This is a genomic window from Methylobacter psychrophilus, assembly GCF_025583945.1.
GTDB lineage: Bacteria > Pseudomonadota > Gammaproteobacteria > Methylococcales > Methylomonadaceae > Methylobacter_C > Methylobacter_C psychrophilus.
Window position 1 is genome coordinate 1 of sequence record NZ_JAOEGU010000056.1, and the last position, 25,922, is coordinate 25,922.

A 25,922-nucleotide genomic window follows, 5' to 3' on the forward strand; every position below is an offset into this window, starting at 1 on the left:
CACCAAATCTCTGACGTAATCACTCCAAAATAGTGAAGCTAAAAACGCAAAGTAGTATTAAAATCGAAACTGGGGCTGATGAGGTATGGGGTCTCCCAGTAGTTTGATTATTATGTGAGGCAATACGCCCCCGATAGAATGCTTCATACTCTGGGCATGCGAAATGAAAGGGGAATTGTTCCCGATGCTTATTTAAGCGCTGGGGCTCCTGTTTTTTGATGATGAAACGGACATAGTTGAGCTCGTTAACAATCCAGAAAGCGCTATTCTCGATCAACTGAAAATCGACGATAAAAAGGCTGAGACTTTCCTCCAAAAACCGCCGGAGGCGGATGATTTTCGACTGGCACTCTGGGTTGCGAGCAAAATATGGGAAGCACAACTCGATGCCACCAAGACAGCAAATAGTGTATGTCTTAAAGGCCGATAGCTGGCGGGCAGTGCCAAACAAACTAAACCGGGTAACACCCAATGTCATTAAGTTAAGCTCCAACATATTGAATATGATATGATTTATTTTATATAAAAAATATAAAAAGGAAGTTAGAATGTCAGAAAAAAAAGCTCTTTGCTAGAAAATATTTATAATCTACTTAACGAAACCCTCTCCAGCGAAACCTTCAAAATACAGCACCGCCTCACTGAAACCAGTTTCAGCAGAACTCGCAAACTCTCATTTCCAACACTCCTCACTTACTTTCTGAACTTAACGAAGGGTTCCTATCAGCAAGAATTGGATAACTTTTTTAACATAGCGAACCCCGACAATCCACGATTTCAAGTAGTTACTAAGTCCACGCTAAGCCAAGCACGCAAACAGCTTTCTTATACCGCTTTCATTGATCTTAACCAGCAAGCGGTTGAGGCTTATTATGCCACCCATACTGAATTCAAAACCTGGCATGGCTTCAGGCTTTGCGCCATTGACGGCTCGCAGTTCAGGGTTCCAAACGAACCTAATATAGTTAAGGCCTTTGGGGTAAATCCTGGTAAGGATAATCAGAAAGACTGTCCCTTGGCACTTGTGTCCGTTTACTATGATGTCCTTAACCACATCAGTATTGATTCCAGTATCAACCACACAACCGCATCTGAACGGGAGTGTGCTGCGGCCCATTTAAATTATGCTCATTCTAAGGACCTGTCTATCTTAGACAGGGGTTATAATGCTTTTTGGTTGTACGCCTTTTATGAGACAACAGATCGGTATTTTTGTATGCGTGCCAAAAGCAACCAAAGTCTACTCTACAAAGAGTTTGCCAAGAGTGGAAAAACACAAACTGTGATCACCCTCAAAGCCAACAAGCGCTCAGTCAATCAATGCATAGAAAAAGGCTTACCGACGAAACCCCTCAAGCTCCGTCTGGTAAGCGTTGAGCTGGAGGATGGCGAAGTTGAAGTACTGATTACTAACCTGATGGATGAGCAAGCCTTTCCAGTCTGTGAATTGAAGGAGCTATATCACCTAAGATGGGGTGCCGAAGAAAATTACAAACGCCTTAAGCAGTGGGTAGAAATCGAGAACTTTTCCGGCAAATCAGTTTTGTCCGTTAAACAGGATTTTTATGCCAAGGTCCTTTCGACCAATCTTACTGCTATGGTCGCCAATGCTGCTCAACAACAGGTTGATAAAGCAACGGCTCATCGCAAACACGAATACCAAGTTAATTTTGCACAGGCGCTTTCCAAAATGAAAAATACTCTGATTGAACTCCTTCTATTTTCAGTTCGTAAACTGCAGGGCAAACTTGAGGCACTGATTGATTATATAGCCTGTACCATAGAGCCTATACGCAGAGGAAGAAGTTATAGTAGATCGACTTCAAAATTGAAAAACAGAATTTTTTATTGCAGTTACAAGAGAGCTAAATAAATCAATGAGGTATGTCTTAACTTAATGACATTGGGGTAACACCGATTTTTTTATCTGAAATTAGGGGCAACCTTAATTACGGCATATTAGCTACATGCGAGGCTTTCAGCTACACTTCCGCTTGATACCGGCACAGCACAGCCAAAAAAAGCCCACTGGTGGCGCGATAATGATAAAGCAACACCACACAAACCACGCTACCCATAGCGCAAAAAAGGAAGCTTAATTGAGTTTGTAGCGTCTTTAAAATTACAGCGGCAACGCTTGAAGCCGGTAGCACTTGGACACAAAAACCAACGGTTAATAATTTAGGCTTATAAAGTTTTGCTGGGGTAACACCGGTTTTATTTTTCCTGAAATCCGGCAGCAATTGCCGACAAGAAAAAGGGTATTATTTATTTACAGTGTTGGCCATCGCCCGGACTATTTTATTATTTAGCCATAGGTGAAAATACCTAATGTTTTTGTATTCTTTGGAGCCAATGACGAAAGTCGAACTCGTGACCTACTCATTACGAATGAGTTGCTCTACCAACTGAGCTACATCGGCTTTAATGCTAATCTTACATTAATATTCACCGGCAAACCTAACTATCTACTGGTAGTATTCAGCGCAAATTGATTTAGCTTGCCGGAAATATAAAAATGGAGGACACCGATTTTTATTGGTCAAAATTTAGGCAAGTGATGGGGCGATTTTATTTATTTTCGGCAGAGGTTGCCGGATGTATAAAGCTGGTAATAATTGGCAAGTGTTAATATTTGTTGTACCGGATGTTGTACCGAAAACGTTACTTTCTCTTTTTAACAAAATCTATATTTTGTAAGTCATTGTTTCAATTGGTCGGGACGACAGGATTTGAACCTGTGACCCCTTGTCCCCCAGACAAGCAAAAACATTAAAAATTACTTAATATTCAATTAGTTACAGATCTCGCCAAGCTCTGATCTACTACATATTTACTACATTCTACTTCATACTAATTACAACGTAGTGACAAATTTACTACACATAGCAATTCATGGAGAGTTGAATACAGAAATGGAAAAATTCACTTTTAGCTTAGATAAGAATGACTACGAGTAGATATAATCGATAACAATATTACAATCGCGGGATAAATTTGCTTTATTCTCGATGTTCAAGTTTTTAATTCTTTATTTTAAATAAGACCTTACAGCTAAGCATCTATGATATTGCACCTGAACGCATTGACGAAAATTCCTCGATTTATCTAGACCGCCTCAGTCAAGCCAAAAAAATTTTAACATCAAGTTATACCAATCATCAATTTCGGGATTTTGTGCTGGCTGTTCTGCGACAATTGCTCTGTTCAGTCAGTTGACGATAACCACCTGATTTATTGTGTTGACAAAAGCAACACATTAGACTAATTTTACATTAACCAATTATTCAACAGATACAAGCCAATGAAAACGCAACACGCCACTGCCGAAGTAAATATCCACTTGCGTGCCCGTGCCCATGATAAATTGCTTATTGACCAAGCAGTCGAATTGCTTGGTTTGAACCGCTCACAATTCATGATGGCATCTGCACTGAAAGAGGCTAAGAACGTAATTCTTGATCAAACCTCCATTTATGTTGATAACCAAGCATTTCAAAAAATCTTGGGCTTACTAGACACGCCTGCATCACAAGAACAAATTGACGGCATGAAGCGTTTGATTGCAACTAAATATCCGTGGTCGCATGAGTGAAAACAAAAGGCTTTGCTCACCTGCTTATCTAACCACAAGTCACGATTTAGAAGACTTCCAATCAGGTGAGGAAGCGTTAGATAGCTGGTTACGAGATCGAGCACTTGATAATATGGCGACGGGAGCAAGCAGAACCTATGTCGTTTGTCCACAGGGTTCGCTTAAGGTAATAGGATACTTCGCTATTTGCATGGGCCAGATTCTTAATCAGGACGTTACTGGCTCTATGCGCCGGAATATGCCCCGACAAATTCCGGCGGTCATTCTTGGACGCTTAGCCATCGATAAAAAATGGCAAGGCGAAGGCTTAGGCAAAGCCTTGTTGAATGATGCTGTACAAAGGTCTGCCCGTGCTGCTCAGGAAGTATCTGCTCGCCTTCTGATCGTTCACGCCATTTCCTACGAGGCAGAAGCCTTCTATTTGCATCACGGCTTTATCCGCCTTCCAATTGAAACGCCTACTTACGCCATCGACCTCATCAAGTTTTCCAGTCTCTCAGAATGAGGGGCCTAAACCCAGAGACTAAATAAGGCTTTATTCAATGGATTTCTCTAAAATCAAGAATTAAAAACTTGAACATCAAGTTATTAATAATTTGGAAATAATACATCCCATTAACTGCCATTCCCATAAGTAAAATAATCGCCATCTAATATCTAATATCTAATATCTAATATCTAATAGTCGATTTTATAAACCATTTCAGATAGACACTACCACCGATATCCACTGCGCGATTGCGAACCTGACCACAGGTCATCGGGTCGGGCATCAGCCCATCGGAAAGAAAGGCATGCAAAACAATAATAGTTTCCGGGTTAACGCCAGCGTACTCGGTATCAAGCACCAGATATTCAATGGCAGATTTGTGATTAAGATCATCTGGGTTTCCATTGCATCCTTACCTTCAGCTGCTTGACCAAACTTGATCAGCCTCTCTGTGTCTAATCGACTATAATTATTTCCTTCCAGTACAGAAGATGCCCACGAAAAATCAATGAGCAGGCGATTAAGAATGTCACGTCCAAAAGTATCTTCTTGAAGTGAAAAAATTTTTGGCATTCACTTACCTTTTTGTGTCGTGAGATGCAGTATCGCGCCATTTTATTTGGCACACAATATTTTTTTCGCGCCACTTAAATCAGTTATATGACAGTATTTATAAAAATCGCGTCAATTGTTATGTCTTTTCCAAGCTAAATAGCTTCAAATGCCTTGTCGATATCTTAATTGAACAACTCGCTTCATGACTCGAATTAAGCTTTACATCTGAAATCCGGAGACAAGCCTCTCTTCTAATAAAGAATGCCGAATTTGCGAGGATAAGTCATTGATAAGGTTAGTAAGAAAATCCCAAAAGACTTGCTGATCTGCAGTTTGAGTGACCAATTCAGAAGGTAAAAAACGTCGCATTTCTTTTCTAAACTCTAACGCTACCTTGGGATCTGTTTTGAGTAATGCACAACGCTTGTCAAACAGATCCAAAAACTGCTGAGGATCACTTTTATGGTCTGCTAGCTTTACTGGAATTAAGTCCATTTGTGGTTTTACACCTTGTTGATATAACCAGGCTATATCCCATAAATCACGATTCTTAATTCGGTTGGGTCGAAGTGCAAAGGCACAAAGCTTGTCAGTAAAAATTTCTTCCCGGCTTTCAACTTGCAGAATTAAACCACTGGTACCCATCTCAACGCCATAGGGGTTTAATAAAAGCATAGGGCGTGGTTGATAACTTGGAATAGCACACACATCAATATTGATTCTCTGAGCCGGTAGATCTTTACACCCCGGTCGCGTTTGCACCTTCAACTTCCACGTATCAACGTTACCTACATCTCGAGTTGGTTCACTCACTGTAATTTCAAGACCGTATTTGGCCATCATTTTCGTTACCAATACGTCTGCCATAGCTGTCAAACTATCCCGATTAAAGTTGGCACCTCCCGTGAAATCAAGATCTTCACTGAGTCGATTAGAGCCATAACATGCGCGTAAACAAGTACCACCAATAAAGGTGAGTTGAGCCAACATGCCTGATTGACTTAACACCCGCAAAATATCGTGGTGTAGCAGTTCTTTCTCGACCACCATGCGCAGTGGCGCTAACTCTTGCTGATTCTTCAATGCCTCATCGACCAATTGATCAAACAAGCCCATTGGCAACACTCCAATCTATCAAGTCTGTACTACGATGGGTTGCCCGCATATCACGCAACGCTTGGGGCACCTTGGCACGCCAAAGCTTGCAGCGAGTGTCATAATATATTTGACCAACGAGTTCCTGAGGCTTTTGACAGGTATGAACAAACTCAATCGAACCCCACCGACCACAAGAAATTACACTACTCCGTCCTGATGACATAACGGTAATTCGATTGATCGGTATTTGAGAAATAACGCCCGAATCACTAAGTACAGTTTCCAGACTAATATAATTTAAATAATCTGCACGTAATCTTGCTGCGGCATGAAACAATAAAAGTCCGGTAATGGGTGCAACTTTATCAAAAAGATAGAGCCCTCGGCATAATCTGATCAAGTGACATTGCTTGGTAGCACGGCTTAAAAGCGTATTAAAAGCCGATTCCGTCAGATCAGGCAAAATAGCCCTCAAGTCATCAGGAGTAAAAAGATAATGCTCGGGACCAGCTAACTGAGCCAAGCTTTGCATTAAACGCCGTATAGGTTGCATTGAAAATAACTCATCACTAAATTTCACTTAGTGTAATTTAGTGATGAGTTATTTTCAATGTTTTTGATTTCTATCATTTTGACACTAACGCTATTCATGCCATATTAAAAAGGTGTATGTGACTCATGAGACAAATTGTGTGACGCTACATAAAATTCTCAAAAACTCCATAGTAAATTTTTTAATGTTGTTCGTTCATTTATGGATAGTCACATATTGTTTCAAAGACACCTTGTTTACAATACGGGAAAGAGACAAGGAGGTTATCCGAGAATAAAAAAGTAGCATTCTGTAGTCTCTATCAACTATTGGCATGCGCCAACACCTCTTTCAAATAACTAAAGTATGTTTAATAAAGTGCTTTACTCGTTGCACCAAGTGCTCTACCGGCTTTTTTTTGTAATGCCTCATAATATCGTCAACTTTATTAAAGACCTGATCGTGCATGTGAATTCTTTGTGCCATGGTTCTTCTCCTCGTTATATGAATGTACTTAATGTGACCGGTAACTACGCATTTGCCCGACTAACACACCCTGAATTACAACTTGTTCGGGACGATAAGACAACACTGATATATTGGCATTGGCAGGTAGCAGCAACACTTGCTCGGCAGCCTGCTCAATGTATTTCAGGGTGGCTTCGGCGTTGTCGATCAAGGCGACCACTATCTCCCCGTTACTTGCATAGTCACGTTGCTCTATAACCACCCAGTCGCCATCAAAAATACCGGCCTCAATCATGGAGTCGCCTTTAATCTGCAACACATAGCAGGATTTATCGGTTTTCAGTACATCCGGGACGGTCATGTAGCTGACGGTTGCTAATGCTTCAATCGGCTTACCGGCGGCAATTGAACCGACAAAAGGTAGACCTTGCTCAGTAATAGAATCATCGCTCTGTACTTGAGAGGTCGTCAGGCGAACACCGCCTTGTTTATTCCCGGCAAAAGGTTCTACCAGACCCGCTTTAATCAACGCCATAATGTGCTTGTACAAAGAGCCGCGCGAGGCCATACCAAGCGCAGCGCAGAGCTCATCGAGGCTGGGCGGACGAGAAAAACTGTCGGTGTTGTCACGAAGAAAATTGAAAATCTCTCGTTGTCGCCGGGTTAATACACTCATAGGTGGTGGTATCTCGATCTTCTTTAAGTTTTTTGTCATTTTAGCAAAAATAAACTAAGATGCAATAAAAAAGAGAACAAAAAGAAAACATTAAATATATTCTTTGCCCTTACCGAGTACCTATGCCCATGACTGCTTTTACTGTGCTATTAGCAACACTACAGCTTTGTGTGATGCGTTTCCTCTTATTCAGTGGTAAAGTCGCGACTGGCTTCCCCTCCCCTGCCAATGATTACATCGAGAAAAATCTGGACCTAAAATACCTTGAAGTCACTCGGATTAAACATCCAGTCTCATACCCGCTTTAAAATAAGATTTACCCTCTCGTTTATCAAGTAGCAATTAGACTCCGATGTATTCGCGCATTTTCAACAAATTAATAACGTTGGTATTGAATAGTATCAATTCAATCAAGTTTCCTAAAAAGGATGTAAACGGTCGTTTTTCGAACGTATAGAAATGGTATCAATCCAGTAGACTGACATCATTATCTATAATGCTTGTCTGCCATGTTGAACACTAATTTACAAAACTACTATCAATCGTCGAACCCACACTTTGTTGAAACTTGGCAGATTCGGCGTATGCGACAAACAACCAAAATTGCTACTTCAGCTTTACTCTGTTTGTGCGTTATTATTTTTGGCGAATCATGCTGGGCGCTTGAGAAAAACCATCTACTAAAAAATTCTATTGTTGCAACTACCCAAAAAAGAACAGCGCCTTTCACCAACCATCTTCATAACACACTCTGGTGGCAAATAGCCCACCGTCATCAACTGGATCCTTACATTTTATACGCCGTTGCCCTGGTTGAATCTGCCAAAAGCATTACCAATCACCAGGTAACTCCATGGCCTTGGGCCATCAACAAATCCGGTAAATCGATTATCCCTGCCTCCCAACAGGAAGCACAGACTCTCTTAAATAAAACCCTTGCCGAAGGCAGTCGCAATATTGATGTAGGACTCATGCAAATCAATCTACATTGGCAGGGATATCGAGTCGAAAAGCCCGAGCAATTGCTTAATCCTGTCACCAATCTACAAATTGGTGCTTTAGTATTAGCGGAAGCAATCCAGTCCGCTCCCAACAATCTGGTTTTAGGGATAGGCCGCTATCACAGTTGGCAGAATGTCAGTGCGGCAATCGCTTATGGTCGAAAGGTATTGGCCGTTGCCGATCAAATCCGGGCAGTGCTCTAATTGGGTTAGCGCGATGAATAACAATATCTATAACCTGAATCTGGACTATCTAATCTTGGCCCATGAGTTAATTCAATCCGGTCGTACCCAACAAGCCATGGTTAGCCTGGGCTTAACGCCGGAAGCGGTTAACATTTTGTCTAAAATGCCGGTTGACCAGTTGAAAGCACTGGCACGCAGCGATGTGCTCAATTTTGCCCCCCGATTTCCCGTCAGTTCCTGGCCGACCTTCTTAGGTAACGAACCTGTGGGCAACGAACACTTTGAACAAGGAGCACGTCGCTTGCGGATGTTTTTGGGTAAACCCGGCAGCAAGTCATGATAGATCAAGATTTATCCTATGAAGAGCAACTTCAAAACAAGTGCTTGGCTTATGAACTGCTCAAACGAAAACTAAGAACATCCTATGTCAGTCAACTTATTAACAGCATCAGCTTACCGGAAATTCGCAATATTTATCGTGCCATCCACCACGGTGAAAGTCCAAAGTCGGGATTGCTGCCAGCCATCGATGCCATTCCTCAAGTTAGGGAATCATTCCTGTACCTATCGTTGTTTACATCGCTTTATCGCAGTGCCAGCCAAGTCGATATCAGGACTAAAATGGATGTGCCTGCCATCATTTTTGCCTGGGATTTTTTTTGTCAAACCTTCCCTAACCAGATTCGTGAACGCAGGCCTTATGGCAAAGTGCGCCCTGCGAATTTCAGCGAAGCCTGGGTTATCGCTCAAGCACTTAAAATCGGTTTAGCCGCCCTGCAGTATTGTGAAAGCTGTCATGGCGACACCCTCGTTATCTATAACAGCAAATTTCCGCCAACCTGCCAGATTTGCATGATGGATAATCTGCGCAAAAAAGACAGCGCTCAACGGATAATTTAACAGCAGATATCAATTTTCCAGCAGGACAAACAGGGGCTTGGCAACTCATCAGAATCGAAGTATCATTACTCGATTGAGTTCTGCCAGAGATCAATAATGTCCTCATTTACATCCCATTCAAAGCGCTTCAAATTATCACCCCGGCCTCTGTAAGATACTCCGGTAAAACCCCTCTATGCCAGCCAGCATGCCACTGTCAATTGCCGCGCCTGCAACAGGACCATGGTGCCTCGGGTAATCAGCTATTATGGTCAGCCGTTGCGATCCAGTTGTCCTTTCTGTGGAACCACTTTCATGAAGTTTTCCAGTGGGCTTCAACAGTTCATGCAGCGGTTTCACACACATACACTGTCGTTTTCTGCTTTTAAATGGCTTGCAATTGTGGCTTTAAGTTTCGGATTATTATGGTTTACAAGTCATCGGGGAATCTTACCCAACACCCTATCTCTCTTTGCAGCTTTCGGAACCATTATCTTCACAGCTTTTGCGATTGCAGAACTACTATTTCAATGTGTCGAGCAAATAGCCGCAAGACTGTCTCATGAGAGCAATTACTATTGGGCGGCATTAGTTCTGATGGCAATGGTTATCGCTATCAAGCATCCTAATATCATCCCTTATATTGTTCAATTTTCCTTTTTCATGTTGGCACGCGGCCTCATCGCCGGATTGTTTCAAGCACTAAAACCAACAAGGCAAAAATTGAAAAATTAGTAGTTAACCCGTCCGCGTGCCCGGTTAAAATTACCAATCTGATCAATCAGATCCGTTCTGTTTTGTCCTGCTGCACTTCTTAACAGCTTAGCGATGTTGTCACCCTCTGTGTAACCTTCTTCAGTTAGCAATCGCTGCCTTGCCTCACCCATGCTGCCCCCATAATCACCTACGACAGCGATTCCTGCAAACGCTTCAAACATGGCTGCACGGTAGTAGGCTTGTTGGTTCGGCGTTAGTTTGTCGGCTACCTCATTCACCCGCTGATCAGCCCAGGTTTGCGTTGCTTCTTTAAAGCCGGAATAGGATTGTGAGGCACCGTATTTGATGGCACCCCAAAAATCATCTGTCTTTGCATAGGCATCCTCAGCATGGGTTATAAAATCTTTAAGGCCTTGATTACCGGCCGAACCAACAGCTTCAATATTTTTAGCCGTATTATAAACACTGCCGCCCAGCATGTTGTAGGAAAACTCCGCAGCAGACGGTGTATTGTTGGCAGCCGATGCAATCGCCGCTCTAAAATGTTCGACCTTGATTTCCCCCATCTCGGCAAAGCCCTCGCTCGAATGCTGATCTGTTGCCTTGAGGTTCTGAGCATGATCTGCCTCAATAGCCTTCTCACCCGTCGCCATTCGACCGCGCGTCCTGCTGATCTGGCTTTGCGCTCGAGGCGTAGCACTTTCAGCTTCTTGACGGGGATCAATAAGGTTTGCGTCTTCAACTATCGATTGCACACTTCCGACTTCTGGAGCCTGGGTTTTAAGACTCTCGTTTTTAACAGGATTCCACTTTGAATCCGTTGTTGGCGCGTGAAATGCATCGCCTAATAACTGGTAACCAGATATTTCGGCGCTACGCGACTGCTGGTTATCCAGGGTTCGGTAACTGGGTGAGGAAAAGCCGGTTAACAAAGATATGCCCGCTGCCGCATAGGCCTGATCGCTGTCAGCTATCCAACCGGACGCTTTCCACTGCGAGGCTAGACGCTGTGCATCACCGCGTAGCCCATACTGATCCAGTGTGAGATCCAACCTTTCCATCAAGGCACCGTCACTGGCCAGTTTCAAACCGGTCTCTGCGGCACCAAAGCTGGCTTGGGCGCCAAAGCGCTGTTGTGCCGATAGCGTTTGTTGGTAGATCTCAGATGCGGAAACGACATCGGTGGCGCTGTGTTGTAACGAGGACAACGATTGCTTTTGTAAACCCAATGATGCCACGTTGCGTGTACCGGATTGCGCATCCAAAGCCAGACTTTTCGCCAAGCCCGCCTGATAGCCCTCGCTGTCGTTCACGGTTTGCGTAATATCAGCGGCAATCGTGTCGGCTTTGTCTTGACCGACTTTAAAGTCATTTTGTAACCGGCCTGAAATGGCGGCACCTAAGCGTTCATTTGACAGCTTGGCACCGGCATTGGCACTACCCGCCACCAGCGCCGAAAAGTGATCAGCCGATAGTCCTGTGTCCGCATGTTTTTTGGCAAAGGCTTCACCGAACTGACGATTATAGGCATCAGTATGACTAGTATTGCTGGCGATTTGCTGACCCAATGAACGACTGTCAAAAGCATCATTGGTAATACTGCTGGATTTGGACGCCGTTGACGACACGCTGTTCATGAAACTGCTGGTAGCCTGCTCAGACGCATGGTGAGCGGAAGACACTGCTGCGCTCATATCCCGGCCCGCTGTAAAGCTGGGTAGCACTTTGTCGCTGCCAGTCATCGTCACTGCCGACAACGGACTATACTGATGCATGGGTTGGGCATTCAATACCGGTGCCGGACTTATGACATCCGGGGTAGCAATTTTCTCGTTGACATAATCACCGCCGTCCATCCGTCCCAGAAAATGCGTGGCGGTAACTGCGCCACGATAAATCAGCATCAAGGTAATGGCTGGAGTTGACGCGGCCAACATGCCGCCAATGGACAGCCATTGCTGCAATTCCATGTCCATTTGATAAATACCCATCATCGACGGTAGATTGTAGTTGGCTGAAGTCAACGCCGTCATTTTTCCGGCCGCCGACATATTGATGAACAAATTGATCACTGCCAGTATCGGCATCCACAGTTGTATCCATAACAGCATGGAGAAGTAACTGATATTCATGCGTAAGCCCACACTACCGAACAGGACCACGAATGCCATAATCGGCGCAATCGCATAACTCAAACCCTCGATAAACGCCATCATGGGTCGAACAATTTTGGAAAACAAGGTCTGTTCCGCGGCCCACTGGGTATTACGTTGCTGGATGGCTTGTTCTATCATGGACGCTTTGGTCCAGTGCATCGCATCTTCGTGACGACCAATGACGCCCTTTTCAAACATCGGCATGATGGCCGACATCAACAGGTAATCGGCAGCATTAATGACGCCCTGCCCTGCCAAGGCATCAAAGGCGTCCTGGATTTTCGGCACGGTGTCGGCAGCGGAAGGTACTCCCAAAATCTCCTGCAACAGACTTTCCAGTGCAGTGCTGAAAGCGCCATTTGTCACCACTCCCAAATCCGTCCAGGCATCCGTACAGGTAAGGGTTTTTGGCTGGCCACCAACATAGATTGCGGTCATGTAAATGTCGGAGTCAAAGCGAATGGCATTGAGCGGATCGGCATCACGAAGAATCGCATCGACCGATTTTAGATTCAAATCCACGCCGGTCAGAGTACATTCCCGAACATAATTGGCAAAGGAAGTTTCTATGTCGCTGCCGGCATTAGGTGCATTGGCAGCCCCCAAGTCAACGCGGGATAACAGATTCTTGCGTACCGCCGTTAAGGTTTGCAGACTATCGGCAAAACCATGGCCGGTCATCGACGGCATGGCAAAAGCCTGCTCAAACAAGCGGGTGGTGCGATAGCCCATGTTGGACATCACGCTGCCCACCGCCGCCGGCCCCAGGGGAACATGATCGACTGCCACCACACTGCCGGTATAGGCGTCTTCAATCAAAACCTTAACTGACGGCGCATACAACATAAGCCACAATACATACGCCAACAACAGATCCTGATAGCGTATACCACGACCATCCCATTGCATTAACGCCCTCAGCATGATGATAATTACGCCGATCAAGCCGCCCACACTGGCTGCTGTGCGATAATCACCGGTGCCGGAAAGCATAGCTACCGCATTGAGTACCACTTGCAAATAGGCCGAATCGCCCACGGAGAAGATTTCGAACATAGGTTTGTTGCCTCAGGATAGATACTGTCGAATAGCCGTTAGCATTAGGGACGTTATCAACGGTTAAGGCGTTGGCCAAGCCGTGCCAGTAGCCGGCATCTGCGCGACAGTGCCATATTGACGCGGTTTGACGGTATTCATCAGCTGCTGATAAAACGCCATCAGGGTTTGTGGATTGCCGTAACGACCGGCAATAGTGACGTACTCGTCTTGAATTTGTTCACGAGCGTCTTGCAGAGACGCCATCAGCAACTTGGCATAGGCATGATCGTTAATCTGCGCTGCCGTCTGCACAGCGCTCAGTAAATCGTTGACAATCAATTGCGCCAGTTCCAGGGCAATCACCGGTGCCGCTTCCTCCGCCCAAAGTTTGGCAATGCCAACATCCTCACGGGCCAGATTATGAATCATGCCGCCAATGGCATCCGGTACGGTTTGCATAAATGCCTGCTCGGTGGCAGTGATTTGTCCTTGATTAGTCGAGAACTTCATAATCAGACCGTTACCATTGGTGGCTGAACCCAGTAAAATCTCCATTACCCGTTGTTTCAAACCGACCAACGTAACGCTCTGAACTACAGGTTTAAGGCATTGGTCAGCACCATGACCGTCCGAGCAACTGTAGAGGTTAACAGTCTGATAACTGTTACCGGCATCATTGCCGTACAGCAAGTCCTTGATACGAAGTATGGGCGGGGGCGCACTCACCGGATTGTTTTCACCCTTGCCGTCGGCAGCGGCTTGTGGCGCATCAACGATGACCGTACCGGAAATGCTCATAGCCGCTTCCAACAGACTGTTACCGCCAAAACGAAACCAGGCTCCGGCATTTTGATTGATTAATGCTCGCCAAACCAGATTACCTTGGATTTTTTGGATCATGTCATTGGGGGCATTTTGTTTGACCTGCTGTACAGGATCACCCAAGGTGCTGGTATTGGTCCAACTGGAAAACACATCACTGATACCTTGGGTAAACGAGGCATTGGAGAGATTCGTCTTACTTTGCAAGTCAGATGCTTTAACGGTATCGTTAACCATACCTTGGGCCAGTCGGCAGGAGTTGCTGAACATCTGGTTAAGCTCTTGGACTTTCTTTTGCAAATCAGTCATTACTGACGCACACCAGGGACACATCGCCCCCACTGCCAGCTGAAAGGCATAGCCTGATGCATTGGCTGCGACATTACGTAACAATTGCACAAATTGATTGAAATTGATGAAGCTGAAACTACCGGCGAACAAATCAATGCCGCCGCACCCGGCACTGAAAGAGGGTGGCACAAACGATACCAAGTTGGTATTGCTAATGCTGTTGCGAGCCACCAGACTGCCACCGGTTATAACGCCTCGGCGCTGCCCCATATGCGCCGTCGGTGCGGTAACGTTGGTTAGGGTGCCAAACATGCCATCCATCTCCTGTTGTAAATCGGCATAAACAGGCACCAAACTCTGAAGTAAAAGTAGCAGAAAAAAAATAACGAAGTGCCTGAGTACAGCTTTAATCATGGGGTACTGCCGACTTGCGCACTGTGTTGAAGCGCCTGAATCAAAGCCAGCGGCTCTTGCGCTGTTGCAGCGCTTATGCTGCCTGTCGTTGGCAATAACAGCGGGGTGGCACGAAGACCTTGGGTGGTTTGATACTGTGCCGCATCGAGCCAACCCGCTTCCTTGGCCGCCAGCAGGATGCGACTGGTGAGTTCTTCCAGTGACAACGCCCCTTGCGAGAGCGGCACAATCTGACGTGGCGGTTTCATCAGGAATAACGCCGGGGTTTGTTCAACGCCCAATAAGGCGGCCTGCCCCTGATCCAGCTTGAAGTTGCCGAACAGGCCATTTGGCATAGCCAAGCCATCCAGTGATACCGCATAGATGTTGAAGTCGTAAGCTTTTTCAAGCATGCTTAAAATCGGTGCCTGCACATGGCAATAAGGGCAATCAGAACGAAAAAAAAATAAAATCCCGGCAACGCCGGCAATATCTTTCAAGGCTCGGTCAGCCATTACGCTCGCTTGATGATTGGCTGTATTGGCAGCATAGGTCGCAACCGGACGCCTTACCGTTTCATCCAACTGCGGATCTGACATCACTACATAGCGGGCAGTATTGGTAAAGCGTTCGGCTTTGTCCATCATCACCCGTTGCAGGTAATAAAACGCCGCGACGTTTTCATGACTGGGATCATCAATCGCTTTGTTCAGATAGGTTTCCATATTTTTACGCAACCATGCAGAAGTAAGCGGTTCCGGTTCCGTAGGAGTTATCGGCTTTGGCGGTGTCTTGGTGATTAGAGGTACACTCGACGCAGGTTTAGGCAGAGAAAATTTGTGTTTCACCACCGGTTCCGGTTGGACTTCGTACCAGAACCAACCACGTTGCTTGTCTGTGAAATACGAAACACCAGGCTCATCGACATCCATACCCCAGGTAGTAACTACCTGAAGCAATAAAGTCATCATGATCAGAAATAAGGCTAAGTTTCGGTTCATAGCGAGATTCTCCCTCATAACTAACTGCGAGTGGTTACAAAAGATGCGCTAAATGGCATTTTTTTGTAACCTGCGTCTGTTTCACGGCCAGCGGTTCGAGTGGTATTGGCGTAAAAAATCGCCTATCACCGATTTTTTGCGAAAGCATAATTGCAGAAGCCAAATAAAATTGCATGGCATTTGTGATTGCTGTGAAGGGCTACATAGCTTAAGTTCACAGTGGAATGGTTAGCTTAAATCCCTATTGATTAGGGATTTAACTATCAAAAAAGCCCACAAAAGCGACAGTTCAATCCCTAATTAGGGATTTTGGAAGATTGACGTTACTTAGGGATTAATCTTTCGAAAACACAGCATTTTGCACCTTAAACTCCTAATACAATAGGGATTTAGGGTGTACAAATCTGATAGACATGAAGGCCGTTTTGGCGCTGTCCTAGCAGCAAAAACACCGTGTTTTGACCACGAAATCACTTAGGGATTCAAGACCTAAATCCCTGAAGTTAAGTATTAGGGATTTTAGTATGAACAATGAACCTGCGAATAAACTGCCATCCACATTAACGGAAGACGATGTATTGACCTGGATTGAAGCTAGAGTAGATCAGCTTCATGTAGAAACCCGAATATTGGTCGACGATTATTGGCGACGATTGAAAGCGGAACAAAAAAACCATGCTGCTTCTGAAAAAGCCCGGATAGGCGTTCGTGTTCGAAAGCGCGAAGCCTGTCTCTCATTCAGCATTGAGTGGTTTCGGATGGCTATAATTCGAGAGAACGGACGCATCAAACCGATAGCCCGCTATGTCAAAAAAGGGTCAGGTTATCACTACCCCTTGGCTCGTCTCCTGCAAGGCGAACCTGAATGGGAAGCTGATTTGGTAGAAGAATTAGAAACCGAATTTGCCGACATCCGAAAGCAGAATGCTTTGTTAGGGAAAATTCGTGATGCTGTGCAGAGCTATCGCAAAGCCACACAATCCGGCTTTGATTTACCCATCACTAAAATCCTTGATTCAAACTAGACGTTTCAAGCTTACAATACAGATTTTAAACTCGATTTAATCCAACCATGAAAAAATTTCTGCTTTCGCTCTTGGCTATTATCCTGATATTTGAAGAATGGCTCTGGGATTTGTTGACAGTCATTGGGCATTCGCTAATCAGATGGCTGAATTTGGAAGCATTCGAACAATGGCTCAGTCAGACGTCACGAACCATGGCACTGGTGACGTTCACCATTCCACTACTGATAGTCATGCCGATTAATCTTGTAGCATTCATATTATTGGCGAATGGTTTGATTATGCAAGGTATTCTGCTGGAATTATTGGCAAAGCTACTCGGTACCTTGTTGGTGGCTAGGGTATTTGCTTTAACCAAGCCTCAACTTATGACCTTTACGTTCCTGCGGGTTGTTTACACCACCATCAACGGTTGGTTGCAATGGGCACATCAAAAAATCACTGATACGTCTATCTATCGCTGGTCGAAGCAATTCAAAGCCGAAGCGAAAATACGATTTTCTGCCTGGTTTAACTAACAAGTCAGTCAGCTCGTATAATCATTGGGCAAGCTAAAAATCTCGTTTCCTGGATTTTTAGCTTGGACAGTGTACGTTGGAGAATGAAAATTCATTAATTGCCGATTTTTAAACTCACCGGCCTACTCAGGTGATTACTCGGTTATACAGCGCCCCCGATCAAAACTGCCACAGTTATCCATATCCACAAAAATACTTTCCCTTTCTTAAGATTAAAAAAAGATTATATATAGATTAGCAGGCTGTTTTTTGGTGCTTTGGAAATTGCTACAAGTCATGACTGAAAAAGCCTGCAGCGATTTCAACAAATCGACTTGATGTCGGTCGAATGCCGTGCCATTTGTCAGTCGAATGCCGTGCTTTGTGTCAGTCAAATGCCGTGGAGTGTCAGTCGAATGCCGTGTCTCTGTCAGCCGAATGCCGTGCCAGCGTCGGTCGAATGCCGTGCCTCAGGGTCAATGACATGCCTAAAAGTGCGTCAGTCGAATGCCGTGCTTTTGGTGACATTTTATTTACTATTCAGATGGCGTCGTTGACTTGGGGTAGGAATTTTTTTGATCTTTACCGTGTCCTCGTCAATCACAAAACTTTCAACAATGCCAATTGCGATCAGCGTTTCCAAGGTTTTACGTAGCCTGAGTTTGAAGTCCCGAAGGTTTCGGGTAACGCTCCCACTTAGCTTGTGTAGCGTGATGATCTTCAACGGATAAGGCGCGGCATGGGATGACAGAAATCCATGCAGCCACAATGCCAACGGTTGTTTACGCAGTTTTTGCCGCTGCTCAAATTCAATGTACGTGTAGCCATCCTCAAAAAGTCGTAGCATCGATTCAGTGAGTTCAACCACATAACGCTGAGTGGTCTCGTCTCGGTAATAACGCAGAAAGCCTTTTTCACCAAAGCTGTCGCGACCCTGGAAAGTCATTTCCACAAAAGCGCCGCCGAGTCTTGCCATCGATTCCTTCAGCCACTCATGCTGGCTTTTGCCGGTGCCTTTGCTCAATGCAGTCAGCATGGCATGAGCACTGAAGCAGACATTGTAGCCCGGCAACTGTTGCCTGGACAGATGTACAATTTGCATCCAGACATCAAGATCCGACTGGTTAAGCTGTACACCCAGAAAGCGGACTTCAATACCGTCCACCGACGCCAGTAAGGTGCGCTTTTTGTAGGCGATGCGCTCGTTGCCCTGGATACCGGCAAATAACGCGCTGCGTAAACAGGCATTGGGTGTGCCTCGCATCGGCGCCGGCCAGTTAGGTGTGGCGGTCACCGGTTTGACAAGGTGTAGCTGTGCTTTTTTACGCTGGACCATGCTTTGGAAGCGCTCGGTAAGTCCGTCCAGGCTGTCCTGAGCAGAATTTTTACCGTTGGCGGTTACTGGTTTTTCTGAAGACTCCGAGTTTTTCATAACCACCTCACTTCAACACGCTGTCGGGCTTGCAGTCAGGTTTAGACACCGCTCGTGGAACCGGCTTGAGCCTAATGACAGTCGAACGTGACGCTGAAGGGAGACTCGACGGTTTGTTGTCAACTTGTCGAATCACATGCTCAATCGACGATCCACGTAATGCGGAGCCGCCCAGTCTACCGCCTTGCCAGGCGCTATCCAGCCGCCAAGGCTTTTCAGGTTGTGTTGAGGGCAAAATTGATTCAATCACGGCTTCACTCACCGTAGCCGATGGTGCAATACGGGTGCAGCCCGTGTTCAACACGGCACTGATGAGGAGGGTGTAGTACGGTAATGTGGATTTCATGGTGACTCTCCAGAGTGTAATAGAAAATCACCACACTAAAAGTAACAAAGCACTGTGATAGTACAAAAAATTGCATGTTTGACAATTTTTTGTAAGACCCATATCAACTATTTTTGCCACCCTATACCGCTATGGGAAAAATCATTACTGCTTTTATCAACCGCTACGGAAAAAGCCTGTTCGGTGACCGACCCTCGTTACTACCCGAGCAGTCGCCAGCACCCGACGAGGAGATTCCGCGTTACCCGCCATTCATGAAGGGGCTTCCGGCTGCGCCAGTGGATCGCATCCTGGACACTCAAATCGACCTGATCAACGCCATTGAACACGCACTGTCCTTGCCTGATGACCTCTACCAAACCATCGCGGCACCAGTCATTGCGCGTTACGCGGCTTTCAGCCATCTGTTACCCGCCTCGGAGTCGCATCATCATCGCGGTGCCGGCGGGCTTTTTCGGCATGGTCTGGAGGTGGCGCACTGGGCCACACAAGCCGCGCAAGGCTGTTTGTTTGCCACTCAAGCTACGCCCCGCGAACGCAAGGAGCAAGAACTCCGGTGGCGTCTCGCGGTCTGTTTTGCCGGTTTGCTGCATGACATCGGCAAACCGGTTTCCGATATGGCGGTCGTTGATCGACACGGTGAATATACCTGGAATCCCTGCGATGAAAACCTGACCGATTGGGCAGCCCAAAACGGTATCGACCGTTACTTTTTACGCTGGCGGGAAAACCGTCACAAGCGTCATGAACAGTTCTCCGCCTTGGTGATCGAACGCGTACTCACACGGGCCTCAAGAACGTACCTCTTGGCTCCCGGCCCCGACATCATGCAGGCGATGCTGGAAACCATCCATGGTCTGGATCGTGGTGCCAAATTGTATGAACTGGTGATGACGGCGGATTGCAAAAGCGTGGAGCGCGATCTGAAAGCACACTCCCACACTGTCGATTCGGCCATGGGCATGCCGGTTGAAAAATACCTGTTCGATGCCATGCGACGCTTGATCAAATCCGGTCACTGGCTGGCCAACGAAAAAGGCGCACGCCTCTGGCGGTTCAAGGAAGGCCTGCATATCGTCTGGCGCAGCGGTGCCCGGGACATCGTGGACACCTTGATCAAAGACAAAGTCCCTGGCATTCCGCGTGACGAAGACACCTTGGCCGATATTCTGATCGAGCGCGGCCTGGCAATTCCCAAAATATTGCCGGATGGCCGGCATTATCGTTATTGGCGCATGCAACCTCAGAGTCTGGAAGTGACCTTGTACATGCTGCGTTTGGCCTCTGCCGAATTGATTTTCACTAATGAACCACCAGTCGTAGTAGAAGGAATCGAAGTTGATGAAGCATCCGAAGAAACCGTTAACGCTGAGTCAGGACAAAACAGTACACAACAGGTGTTGCAACCGGATGTACAGATTGAGAAGCCTGGCAGCACCCCGGAATGTGCGACTTCGTCTGATCAACAACCCACTCAAACCTACCAGGAGCAATCAAATAATGACCTAAGTGGAGATACGCCGTTACCCCTGTTGATCATGACCCAATCAACAAGCGACGATACTGACAATTCCCAACAAATAGTAAAACCCACCGCAGTCGCCGACACCGCTAAAAAAACCGAATGGACAAACAATCCATCCAAGCCTGATGACATAAGCGAACAAGTCATCGTTCATCAGTCCGAGGCCGACCGCATCGACAGCGCCCGAAATTGGCTGTATACCCATGATCTGGCTGGAATATGGCTCATTCAACTAGCCGCTGAAATCAACGCACAGCGTTTACAATTGGGTGTCGATCTGTTGGAAACCCAGGACAAGTGGTTATTGCCGTATCCGAGCTGCGCTCAAAAACTTAATGTTGAACCCAATCTCTTCATCAAAACTCTGGATGAGAAAGGCTGGCTGGTGACAGATATTCTCTCGCCGATGCGCAAAGTACAGGTAATCAATCAGGTGCGGGGACTGCTATTGGCCACAGTGCCCAGTGGTTTTTTGAAGGAATTACTTGATGTTTTAACCTTGCCGGTAATCACGGCAACATCCAATCAGCCTTCAGAAATCATTAATCAAGCCCCCACAAAGAACAAGAAAACAAAACTGTCATCGGTCAAGAGTGCAAAGTCTGAAAAAAGCCATGACCAACAACAATCTTTAATTACAGACCAACCAAAACCCGCAGAAACACAGCTATCCAAATCCACATCGTTAAAATCAACGCCAATCAAACCCGAAGTGTTCTCCCAACCCAAACCTCAATCTGTAACAGAGCCAGCCATTACGCAAAAACCTGAAAAACAAAAAAAACTTGTGGAAGCTGTAATGAAAACAGCCGCTGCCCTGCACTCAAACCACAACACTCTAGTGGGTAGTCCGGCAGTCATGGCCTTGATCAGTCATCTGCAAAAAACCAGACCGGTTTCAGAGCCAGCCACGCCAGATAGAGCTTGGTATAATGTAGAAGAGTCCGAGATAGCCCAATGTCTGCAACAGCATCCCGGACTCAAGCGTAGCGCCTTGTTGCGTGAAATGGCCAATCACCCGGATTGTCAAATTGATGAAGGCGGCATCAAAGTCAGGATAAGTCCATGAAATCTGATTACGATTATCAATTCCCCTGGCGACCCATATTCGAAATCACCGCTATTGCCGGCTGGCTGGGCGATGCCGTCTTCGTCTATCTGACCTATCATTGGTCAGGCTTGCCGCGTGAACCTTTCGACTGGCTAATGAGTACCTGCGGAGTAATGGCATTGTGGCGACTGCCGCCTGCGCTGAATCTCTGGTACCGGAAAAGACATCTTCGACAATTCAAGTTTCAATATCTGGAGGCCGACCAACTCAAACAGTTTGTGAAACGCCATCCGGAGGAGTTATGGTTTGGTTGGGGCTTTGATTGGGTGCAAAAACATGCCCAACTGGCTTACGAAATTCTCAAACGCGATATCTCTACGCTGATTCCAACAAATCATCAACGCATGGGCTCAGCCTGGATACATGGGCTGGAAATCTCGGAAAGCGCTGTCCGTCAACCGATACAACATACCGCCGGTCATACTCTGATCGTCGGCACCACCGGTGCAGGTAAGACTCGGGCGTTTGATTTGCTGGTAACACAAGCCGTGCTGCGCGGTGAAGCGGTGATCATTATAGACCCCAAAGGCGACAAGGATTTAATGGCATCGGCCAAACGGGCCTGTCTCTTGGCGGAGCGTCCTGAACGGTTTGTCTATTTTCATCCAGCATTTCCGGAAGATAGTGTACGTTTGGATCCTTTACATAATTTCAATCGGCCTTCGGAAATCGCCAGCCGTATTACCGCCATTTCACCAGGCGAAACCACCACTGATCCTTTTAAGGCCTTTGGACAGAAATCACTGGATAATGTAATTCAAGGATTGATGGTAATTGAAGAGCGTCCAACTTTAGCCAAATTGCGTCGCTACCTGGAAGGTGGTCCATCAACCTTGGTGATTCAGGCCTTAGAACGTTATTACGACAACATCTTGGGTGATTGGCGATGCGATGCCAGACCCTATTTGAAAACAGCCAAAGACATCGACTCCAAGGCCGCCGGCTTGGTGCGCTTTTATCGCGATGTGGTGCAACAGCAAGCTGCCAATCTTGATCTGGAGGGCTTATTATCCCTGTTCGAACATGATCGTACCCATTTCAGCAAGATGGTCGCGTCCTTGATTCCGATCATGAATATGCTGACGTCAGGCCCATTAGGGCCTTTGCTATCGCCCAACCCCAATGATGTCGATGATCGTCGCCCCATCACCAATACGGGGCATATCATCGAAAAAGCCCAAGTCGCATATATCGGTCTGGATTCGCTATCGGATGGACTGGTCGGCAGTGCCATCGGTTCAATACTACTGGCCGATCTCGCTGCCGTTGCCGGTGATAGGTATAACTACGGAGTCTCGGACAGACCGGTGAATGTATTTGTCGATGAAGCCGCTGAAGTGATTAACGATCCCTTTATCCAGGTATTGAACAAAGGTCGCGGCGCTAAAATACGGCTGTTTATTGCCACCCAAACCTTTGCCGACTTTTCGGCACGCACGGGTTCCCAAGATAAGGCTCGGCAAGTGCTCGGTAACGTCAACAACCTGATTACCCTGCGCATCATGGATAGCGAAACCCAGCAGTACATTACCGACAATCTGCCCAAAACCCGGCTGAAATATATCATGCGCACCCAAGGCGTCGCCACCAGCGCTACCCATCCTGGCGTTTTTTCCGGCAATGTTGGTGAGCGCCTGATGGAAGAAGAAGGTGATTTGTTTGCGCCGCAGTTACTGGGGCAACTGCCGGATCTGCATTACATCGCCAAATTATCAGGAGGACGAATCGTCAAAGGGCGACTACCAATCCTACGTTCATCACACGATACCACTAATGAATGACCATGCAGCGCAATTTACTGCTCAGCCTGTTGATCTGGCTATTAGAAATCATTCTGGTGGCCAGCTTTGTATCGGATCGCTGGACACGGGAAATTCAAGCCGCCGAAGACCGGATGCTGGTCGCATATATTGGTGTAGAGAAAGAATCTGAAATCCGGGAGACCAGCCAAAAATGGTTTGATCGGCTCTTTGTCCGAACCGGAATCAAGGAGAGTATTTACCGCTACTTCATTCCGACCGAGCGCGAACGGCAGCTATCCAAAGGTTTCGAAGATGTTGGTCGCCATGATTTATTTCCTTTTATCCAGAGCCGACTAGATGTGCTTATGGATACTGTATATCAAATGATCAAACGCTTTATCATGGCATGGATATGGCTTCCCTTTTTCATGGTAACTTTACCCCCTTTTGTAGTTGATGGACTGATCCGGCGAAAAGTCAGCCAGACCAATTTCGACTATCCCAGTCCCCTGGCGCATCGCTACAGCCTTTATGTCATTCTGGGCGCGGTGTATCTATTGTTTATGGGCTTAACGCTACCGTTTCCGATACCACCGCAATCGATACCGGTAGGTATTTTCGTCGTGGCTTTTGCCATGAATGTGTTGTTAGCCAATACCCAAAAGCGAATTTGAACTGATTATAGAGACTGAGTGGGGAAATAGGGCTACATCGTTAAGAATAACCGGCAATTCCTAACAGATAGAAAGTTTATCGAGTAAAGTGGTTATGCCAAATAAAGTTAAAAATTGGCAAACAAAGACCCCATCATCAAGTGGTGCATGGTGTTATTGGTATGTGTCGCATCATCCAGATACTGATTGAGATATCCCCCTTCGACCCGGAGGTTTTTATTAAAAGTCCAGCCAAGTCCAGCAAATGCACGGTTTTGATTAAAGCCGGATTGTCCCCCTGAGCGCGTAGGGTTGACGATTTTGTGTTTGTTAAGGCTGTCGATATTCATATTGCTCATCCTCACATTGGCGATCTTCTGGTGCAACTGGAATGCCCCAATGGCCGAATCATCAATTTACATAATCGCGGAGGAGGCCATAAGAAAGATCTCAATACCGATTATCGCGTTACGGAATGCGGCACTTCTCAGGTAGTGAGGAACTGGAAGTGACGAATAAGCGATAACGCTCAGTTTGCAAAAGGTAACTTGTTAAGCTGAAAATTACGTATCAATACAGATAAAACGGATGTTCCTTTATTCCGTATCAGCGGCATTAAAGACTGGTATTTGATCGGCAACGCGATCACGCCGGGAGGAGACGATGGCCATCCTTTACGCATCAAATTAACACCGGTCTCCGGCTTCACTAAAAAAGCCATTGCTGACTGGGCTAAAATCAACCTTGTACCTGATTGCTCCGTGCTTTCTGATGGCTTGAGCTGTTTTGCTGCGGTATCCGAGGCTGGGTGTCAGCATCGGGCTATTATAGTCGACGGTCGAAAACTTAAAGATATGCCGGAATTTCTTTGGATTAATACGATATTAGGTAATCTAAAAACCAGCCTGGGTGGTGCTTATCATGCCTTTGGCTTCGCAAAACACACCTCGCACTATTTGGCAGCATTTGCCTATCGCTTCAATAGCCGCTTCCAACTCGATAAGCTTCCATCGCGTCTTCTTGTCGCGGCTATTGCCATTGGGCCTCGTTCAGAGGTATGGCTTCGGTCGGCTGAAGCATCTTGCTAATCAGGAATTGTTTTGCATGCCAGACGTTTAATCCACGTCCTAAAGTTTAGGTTTTTACGTTCTATTTTTTGGGTATTGCGCTTACCAATTTCATGCTTGTCGGCGTCGAGATGGTGTTCATAGGCTCCCCAATGATCAGTGTAGTACCGCTTGATACCAAATGGTTCAAGTAACGCTTTGAGTTTTTGAAAAACCACATCCTTACGCTTACCGAACATATAGGCAAGCACGATGTTGGTAGCGTGGTCAACAGCGTGCCAGAGCCAACGTTGATTAGATTTATTACCGACATAAGACCACTGTTCGTCGAGTTCTGCCTCATAACCCGCGTCCTCTAGCCTGACGTTCAGTTCGCCGCTGGCACTCAGCCCAACTATTTTGGGATTAACCTAAACAAGACTGACGGCTTTATTTCTTAACGTGTTACAATACCTTCGCCAATTGGTATGAGTAATTTATAGATATCGGAGGAAGGAGGAGGAGAAAGGAGAAAGGTCAGAGAAGGTAGAATACCGCTTCTAACAGAGCATTCGCACCCAAACTGACCATGAACGAAATCATAGCAATACTAAATACCGTAAGTCCACATTTAAAAGCCCGCACGC

At 46.1% G+C, this 25,922-nt stretch carries 24 protein-coding genes, 1 tRNA gene and 2 pseudogenes; 14 read left to right on the forward strand and 13 right to left on the reverse strand.

The features are described 5' to 3' along the window. The first annotated feature begins 568 nt into the window (after positions 1–568). A complete protein-coding gene (locus tag N7974_RS17405; RefSeq protein WP_262966844.1) occupies positions 569–1,873 on the forward strand; it encodes an IS4 family transposase in 1,305 nt (434 codons plus the stop codon). Between the two features lie 474 nt (positions 1,874–2,347). Here the strand turns inward: N7974_RS17405 and N7974_RS17410 are convergent. Beyond that, positions 2,348–2,423 (reverse strand) — tRNA-Thr (locus tag N7974_RS17410). Between the two features lie 881 nt (positions 2,424–3,304). On the opposite strand from N7974_RS17410, the gene N7974_RS17415 reads away from it, so the two are divergent. Both N7974_RS17415 and N7974_RS17420 read left to right on the forward strand, forming a co-directional pair. Beyond that, positions 3,305–3,595 carry a type II toxin-antitoxin system TacA family antitoxin gene (locus N7974_RS17415; protein ID WP_243217487.1) on the forward strand — a complete coding sequence of 97 codons (291 nt, stop codon included), beginning with the start codon at positions 3,305–3,307 and terminating at the stop codon, positions 3,593–3,595. Beyond that, complete coding sequence (locus N7974_RS17420; RefSeq protein WP_262966845.1) at positions 3,588–4,100, forward strand: GNAT family N-acetyltransferase; 513 nt, start codon at positions 3,588–3,590, stop codon at positions 4,098–4,100. Before N7974_RS17415 ends, N7974_RS17420 begins: the two co-directional genes overlap by 8 nt. Before the next feature lie 267 nt (positions 4,101–4,367). On the opposite strand, the gene N7974_RS17425 is transcribed toward N7974_RS17420, so the two are convergent. The 5 genes from N7974_RS17425 to lexA all read right to left on the reverse strand — a co-directional run bounded on the left by N7974_RS17425 (position 4,368) and on the right by lexA (position 7,414). After that, positions 4,368–4,658: a hypothetical protein gene (locus N7974_RS17425; protein WP_243217485.1), complete on the reverse strand. Its 291-nt coding sequence runs from the start codon at positions 4,656–4,658 to the stop codon at positions 4,368–4,370. 201 nt (positions 4,659–4,859) lie between these two features. After that, positions 4,860–5,756 carry a nucleotidyl transferase AbiEii/AbiGii toxin family protein gene (locus N7974_RS17430; protein ID WP_262966846.1) on the reverse strand — a complete coding sequence of 299 codons (897 nt, stop codon included), beginning with the start codon at positions 5,754–5,756 and terminating at the stop codon, positions 4,860–4,862. Next, positions 5,743–6,291 (reverse strand): type IV toxin-antitoxin system AbiEi family antitoxin, encoded by a 549-nt coding sequence (gene abiEi / locus N7974_RS17435; protein ID WP_243217483.1) that lies wholly within the window; start codon positions 6,289–6,291, stop codon positions 5,743–5,745. The genes N7974_RS17430 and abiEi overlap by 14 nt, the downstream gene beginning before the upstream one ends. Before the next feature lie 330 nt (positions 6,292–6,621). Beyond that, on the reverse strand, positions 6,622–6,756 hold the full coding sequence (locus N7974_RS17440; RefSeq protein WP_256451974.1) for a hypothetical protein: 135 nt from the start codon (positions 6,754–6,756) through the stop codon (positions 6,622–6,624). A gap of 28 nt (positions 6,757–6,784) precedes the next feature. After that, entirely contained in the window at positions 6,785–7,414 is a 630-nt protein-coding gene (gene lexA, locus N7974_RS17445; RefSeq protein ID WP_243217482.1) for a transcriptional repressor LexA, read from the reverse strand. A gap of 584 nt (positions 7,415–7,998) precedes the next feature. Here lexA and N7974_RS17450 point away from each other — a divergent pair. From N7974_RS17450 to N7974_RS17465, 4 genes are all read left to right on the forward strand, one after another. Further along, positions 7,999–8,619: a transglycosylase SLT domain-containing protein gene (locus N7974_RS17450; RefSeq protein ID WP_243217481.1), complete on the forward strand. Its 621-nt coding sequence runs from the start codon at positions 7,999–8,001 to the stop codon at positions 8,617–8,619. 13 nt (positions 8,620–8,632) lie between these two features. Beyond that, positions 8,633–8,941 (forward strand): flagellar transcriptional regulator FlhD, encoded by a 309-nt coding sequence (locus tag N7974_RS17455; RefSeq protein WP_243217480.1) that lies wholly within the window; start codon positions 8,633–8,635, stop codon positions 8,939–8,941. After that, positions 8,938–9,501, forward strand: coding sequence for a FlhC family transcriptional regulator (locus N7974_RS17460; protein ID WP_243217479.1), 564 nt, complete (start codon positions 8,938–8,940; stop codon positions 9,499–9,501). Before N7974_RS17455 ends, N7974_RS17460 begins: the two co-directional genes overlap by 4 nt. A 294-nt stretch (positions 9,502–9,795) precedes the next feature. Continuing rightward, the gene (locus N7974_RS17465; protein WP_262966847.1) at positions 9,796–10,215 is read left to right on the forward strand and encodes a hypothetical protein; all 420 of its coding nucleotides are present in this window, start codon (positions 9,796–9,798) and stop codon (positions 10,213–10,215) included. Here N7974_RS17465 and N7974_RS17470 read toward each other — a convergent pair. The 3 genes from N7974_RS17470 to traF all read right to left on the reverse strand — a co-directional run bounded on the left by N7974_RS17470 (position 10,212) and on the right by traF (position 15,898). Next, the gene (locus N7974_RS17470; RefSeq protein ID WP_262966848.1) at positions 10,212–13,409 is read right to left on the reverse strand and encodes a conjugal transfer protein TraG N-terminal domain-containing protein; all 3,198 of its coding nucleotides are present in this window, start codon (positions 13,407–13,409) and stop codon (positions 10,212–10,214) included. The two genes, N7974_RS17465 and N7974_RS17470, sit on opposite strands and share 4 nt — an antisense overlap. Before the next feature lie 63 nt (positions 13,410–13,472). After that, complete coding sequence (locus N7974_RS17475; RefSeq protein ID WP_262966849.1) at positions 13,473–14,918, reverse strand: conjugal transfer protein TraH; 1,446 nt, start codon at positions 14,916–14,918, stop codon at positions 13,473–13,475. Beyond that, complete coding sequence (traF, locus tag N7974_RS17480) at positions 14,915–15,898, reverse strand: conjugal transfer protein TraF (protein WP_262966850.1); 984 nt, start codon at positions 15,896–15,898, stop codon at positions 14,915–14,917. The genes N7974_RS17475 and traF overlap by 4 nt, the downstream gene beginning before the upstream one ends. A gap of 524 nt (positions 15,899–16,422) precedes the next feature. On the opposite strand from traF, the gene mobI reads away from it, so the two are divergent. Together mobI and N7974_RS17490 are read left to right on the forward strand one after the other, a co-directional pair. Further along, positions 16,423–16,923, forward strand: a complete 501-nt coding sequence (gene mobI, locus N7974_RS17485) for a conjugative transfer protein MobI(A/C) (RefSeq protein WP_243217474.1) — start codon at positions 16,423–16,425, stop codon at positions 16,921–16,923. Between the two features lie 47 nt (positions 16,924–16,970). After that, positions 16,971–17,441 (forward strand): hypothetical protein, encoded by a 471-nt coding sequence (locus tag N7974_RS17490; RefSeq protein ID WP_243217473.1) that lies wholly within the window; start codon positions 16,971–16,973, stop codon positions 17,439–17,441. 508 nt (positions 17,442–17,949) lie between these two features. Here the strand turns inward: N7974_RS17490 and trfA are convergent. Next, positions 17,950–18,852 (reverse strand): plasmid replication initiator TrfA, encoded by a 903-nt coding sequence (gene trfA, locus N7974_RS17495; protein WP_243217472.1) that lies wholly within the window; start codon positions 18,850–18,852, stop codon positions 17,950–17,952. Positions 18,853–18,859: 7 nt separating this feature from the next. Next, entirely contained in the window at positions 18,860–19,156 is a 297-nt protein-coding gene (locus N7974_RS17500) for a hypothetical protein (protein WP_262966851.1), read from the reverse strand. A 173-nt stretch (positions 19,157–19,329) separates the two neighbouring features. Here N7974_RS17500 and mobH point away from each other — a divergent pair, with 173 nt between their 5' ends. From mobH to N7974_RS17515, 3 genes are read left to right on the forward strand one after another with little or no spacing between them, the layout of a single operon-like run. Then, positions 19,330–21,792: a MobH family relaxase gene (gene mobH, locus N7974_RS17505; protein WP_262966852.1), complete on the forward strand. Its 2,463-nt coding sequence runs from the start codon at positions 19,330–19,332 to the stop codon at positions 21,790–21,792. Beyond that, positions 21,789–23,615 carry a conjugative transfer system coupling protein TraD gene (traD, locus tag N7974_RS17510; protein ID WP_262966853.1) on the forward strand — a complete coding sequence of 609 codons (1,827 nt, stop codon included), beginning with the start codon at positions 21,789–21,791 and terminating at the stop codon, positions 23,613–23,615. The genes mobH and traD overlap by 4 nt, the downstream gene beginning before the upstream one ends. 2 nt (positions 23,616–23,617) lie before the next feature. Then, positions 23,618–24,250, forward strand: coding sequence for a DUF4400 domain-containing protein (locus tag N7974_RS17515; RefSeq protein WP_262966854.1), 633 nt, complete (start codon positions 23,618–23,620; stop codon positions 24,248–24,250). A gap of 107 nt (positions 24,251–24,357) precedes the next feature. Here the strand turns inward: N7974_RS17515 and N7974_RS17520 are convergent, their stop codons facing one another. Next, positions 24,358–24,579 (reverse strand): DUF2490 domain-containing protein, encoded by a 222-nt coding sequence (locus N7974_RS17520; RefSeq protein ID WP_262966855.1) that lies wholly within the window; start codon positions 24,577–24,579, stop codon positions 24,358–24,360. 30 nt (positions 24,580–24,609) lie between these two features. On the opposite strand from N7974_RS17520, the gene N7974_RS20810 reads away from it, so the two are divergent. Together N7974_RS20810 and N7974_RS17525 are read left to right on the forward strand one after the other, a co-directional pair. Continuing rightward, on the forward strand, positions 24,610–24,741 hold the full coding sequence (locus N7974_RS20810) for a hypothetical protein (RefSeq protein ID WP_394813128.1): 132 nt from the start codon (positions 24,610–24,612) through the stop codon (positions 24,739–24,741). Positions 24,742–24,894: 153 nt separating this feature from the next. Continuing rightward, positions 24,895–25,317, forward strand: a pseudogene (locus N7974_RS17525) (transposase); the annotation flags it as partial. A 5-nt stretch (positions 25,318–25,322) separates the two neighbouring features. Here N7974_RS17525 and N7974_RS17530 read toward each other — a convergent pair. Then, positions 25,323–25,706, reverse strand: a pseudogene (locus tag N7974_RS17530) (IS1 family transposase); the annotation flags it as partial. Positions 25,707–25,922: the final 216 nt, after the last annotated feature.